The sequence below is a fragment of the Jiangella anatolica genome (assembly GCF_003236295.1).
In the GTDB taxonomy this organism is placed as follows: Bacteria; Actinomycetota; Actinomycetes; order Jiangellales; family Jiangellaceae; genus Jiangella; species Jiangella anatolica.
Map to the genome: position 1 here is coordinate 1 of NZ_POTW01000178.1, position 3341 is coordinate 3341.

Annotated in this window: 3 protein-coding genes; all 3 read left to right on the forward strand. The window is 73.4% G+C overall.

Going from position 1 to position 3341, the window contains the following annotated elements; genetic code table 11:
- Positions 1-284: 284 nt before the first annotated feature.
- Positions 285-1244, forward strand: coding sequence for an AAA family ATPase (locus tag C1I92_RS32765; RefSeq protein ID WP_111258810.1), 960 nt, complete (start codon positions 285-287; stop codon positions 1242-1244).
- 7 nt (positions 1245-1251) lie between these two features.
- Positions 1252-2574, forward strand: coding sequence for a DUF58 domain-containing protein (locus C1I92_RS32770; RefSeq protein WP_111258811.1), 1323 nt, complete (start codon positions 1252-1254; stop codon positions 2572-2574).
- The coding region (locus C1I92_RS32775; protein ID WP_199521831.1) for a transglutaminaseTgpA domain-containing protein at positions 2574-3341 on the forward strand (768 nt) is incomplete at its 3' end. The genes C1I92_RS32770 and C1I92_RS32775, both read left to right, overlap by 1 nt.

Consider the following 3341-nt stretch of genomic DNA (forward strand, 5'->3'; position numbering starts at 1 on the left):
CACCTCCCCCCACCACGCCCCACGGCGCCCTCGTCGCGGGCCCTTCATGTCCGCTTCGGATGGATGCGCCTGCATAGGGAGTGGACATAGGCTCTGCGGGTAAGCGAAAGCCGGGGCCGACCGGAACCTGAGCGACCAGCCGGACGTCGCACAGTTGCGAGGCGTGGAGAGCGGGGAGCCGCGATCGGCCGAGGCACGTCACGCCGACGAGGTCGGGGATCGAAGGAGGAAACGTGCCTGAGCCGTTCAACCCGGGCCGTCATCAACAGCAGGGGGCAGAAGGCGTGCCCGAGTTGGCGTTGGTCGACCTCGCCGACACCGCGGCCCGCATCCAGTCCGCCATCGGCTCGGTGATCGAGGGAAAGCCCGAGGTCATCAAGCTGGCGCTCACGGTGCTGCTGGCCGAGGGCCACATCCTCATCGAGGACGTCCCCGGCGTCGGCAAGACGATGCTGGCCAAGTCCGTCGCGCGCGCCATCGACTGCTCGGTGCGCCGCATCCAGTTCACGCCCGACCTGATGCCCAGCGACGTCACCGGCGTCTCGGTGTTCAACCAGGAGACGCGCGAGTTCGAGTTCAAGCCCGGCGGCGTGTTCGCGAACATCGTCGTCGGCGACGAGATCAACCGGGCCTCGCCGAAGACGCAGTCGGCGCTGCTGGAGTGCATGGAGGAGCGGCAGGTCACCGTCGACGGCACGACCTATCAGCTCGAGGCGCCGTTCATGGTGGTCGCCACGCAGAACCCGATCGAGATGGAGGGCACCTACCCCCTCCCCGAGGCGCAGCGCGACCGGTTCATGATGCGGCTGTCCATGGGCTACCCGTCGCCGCAGCACGAGATCGAGATGATCGACACGCACGGCTCGACCAGCGCGCTGGACCCGCTCGAGCCGGTCAGCGACGCCGCCCACGTGCACAAGCTGGTGCGGCTGGTCCGCGGCGTCTTCGTCGCCGACCCGATCAAGGAGTACGCGGTCGCGCTCACCACCGCCACGCGCACCTCGCCGGACCTGCGGCTGGGCGCGTCGCCGCGGGCGACGCTGCACCTGATCCGGGCGGCGAAGGCGTGGGCCGCGCTGGCCGGGCGCGAGTACGTCCTCCCCGACGACCTGCAGGCGCTGGCCGTGCCGGTGCTGAGCCACCGGCTGCTGCCGACGGCCGAGGCGCAGATCGGCCGGCGCGACGCCGCGAGCATCGTCACCGACCTCGTGCAGCGCATCCCGCAGCCCGAACCGGCCCGGTAGCCCCCGGATGAACGACGCGCTGTCCGGGCTCACCCGACGCGGCTGGACCTTCCTGGCCATCGGCGGCGGCGCCATCGTGGCCGCCGTCCTGGCCGGTCAGCGCGACGTGCTCCGGGTCGGCCTGCTGCTGGCCGTCGTACCGGTGATCAGCCTGATCGTGGCGCTGCGCAGCCGGGTGCGCCTGGCGGCGTCGCGGTCGGTCGAGCCGCCGCGGGTCGCCGTCGGCGAGCGCGCGACGGTGCACCTGCGGCTGGCCAACTCCGCCCGCATCCCGACCGGCGTGCTGCTGGTCGAGGACAGCATCCCGTTCACGCTCGGCGCCCGGCCCCGGTTCGTGCTCGACCACGTCTGGTCGCGGTTCCGGCGCGACGTCACTTACGCGATCGACCCGGTGGTGCGCGGCCGGTACCAGGTCGGGCCGCTCACGGTGCGCGTCACCGACCCGTTCGGCATGGTCGAGCTGAAGCGCGCGTTCAGCGACGTCGGCACGCTCATCGTCACCCCGACGGTGCACCGGCTGCCGACGGTCCGGCTGGTCGGCGAGTGGAGCGGCAGCGGCGACAGCCGGCCGCGGGCCATCGCCGCCGCCGGCGAGGAGGACGCCACGATCCGGGCCTACCGCGTCGGCGACGACATGCGCCGCGTGCACTGGCGCGCCACCGCCCACCACGGCGAGCTGATGGTGCGCCGCGAGGAGCAGCCGTGGCAGAGCCGGGCCACGATCCTGCTCGACACCCGCACCTCCGGGCACACCGGCGAGGGCATCGACTCCTCGCTGGAGTGGAGCGTCACCGCGGCCGCGTCGATCGGCGTGCACCTGGCCGAGCGCGGCTATGCCGTCCGGCTCGTGACCGACCACGGCGGCGCGGTGTCGACGAACTGGCACGATCCCGCCAGCGGGCCCGGCGACGCGAAGGTGTCGCTGCTCGACGCGCTCGCGGTCGTGCAGCCGCAGCGCGACGCGTCGGTCGGACGCTGGCCCGACCTGCTCAGCGGCGCCGAGGCCGCCACCGGGCTGCTGGTCGGCGTGTTCGGCCGGCTCAGCGAGCAGGAGGCGCACGTGGTGGCAGGGCTGCGGCAGGGCTCGACCGCCGCGCTCGCCGTCGTGCTCGACGTCATGACCTGGACCTCGCTGGGTGAGAACAACCGCGAGCAGGTCCGGCTCACCGCCGGGGTGCAGGTGCTGCGCAGCGCCGGCTGGAACGTCATCGTCGCCAAGCGCAACGAGCACCTGGCCACGCTGTGGGAGCGGCTCGGGCTGCAGCGGCCGGCCGTGCAGGCCCCGGCGCACGCGCCGGCCGGCGTCGCGAGCGGACGAGAGGCGGGCTGATGTCGTCGCTGAGCGCACACGGCCGGTTGACCATCGTCGCGGCGGTCGCGGCGTGGCTGTCGGTGCTGCCGCTGTTCGCGATCACCATCACCGACGACTGGATCGTGCCGGCCGCCATCGTGGTCGCGCTGGTCGCCGCGACCGGCTACGTGCTGCGCAAGCTCGGCGTGCCGGCGCTGGTGGTGCCGATCGCGCAGCTCGCCGTCGCGGTGCTGTGGCTGGGCGTGCTGGTGGCCAACGACGTCGCACTGCTCGGCTTCATCCCGGGCAGCGACTGGGCCACCCGGCTGGTCGACGTGTTCCGCGAGGGCATCGACGTCACGAACACCTACGTCGCGCCGATCCCGGTGCCGCGCGGCATCCTGCTGATGCTCGTCGGCGGTGCCGGCGCGGTGGCGGTGCTGGTCGACGTGCTGGCCGTCTGGCTGCGCAAGGTGCCGCTGGCCGGCGTGCCGCTGGTCGCCTGCTATGCCGTGGCGGCGTCGGTCATGGCCACGGGCATGGAGTGGTGGTGGTTCCTGCCGCCGGCGGCCGGGTTCCTGGCGCTGCTGGTGTCGGAGGGACGGACGCGGGTGGCGGCGTGGGGGCGCTCGGCCAGCCCGTCGGCGCGACGCAGCGGGATCCCCGAGACCGACTCGCTGGCCCGCAACGGGCGACGGGTCGGCGCGGTGGCGCTCGCGGTGGCGGTCGCGGTCCCCGGCATCGCGCCGGTGCTCACCGAGGGACTGCTCGGACCGGGCCGCGGTGGGGGCGGGGGCTGTCTCTTA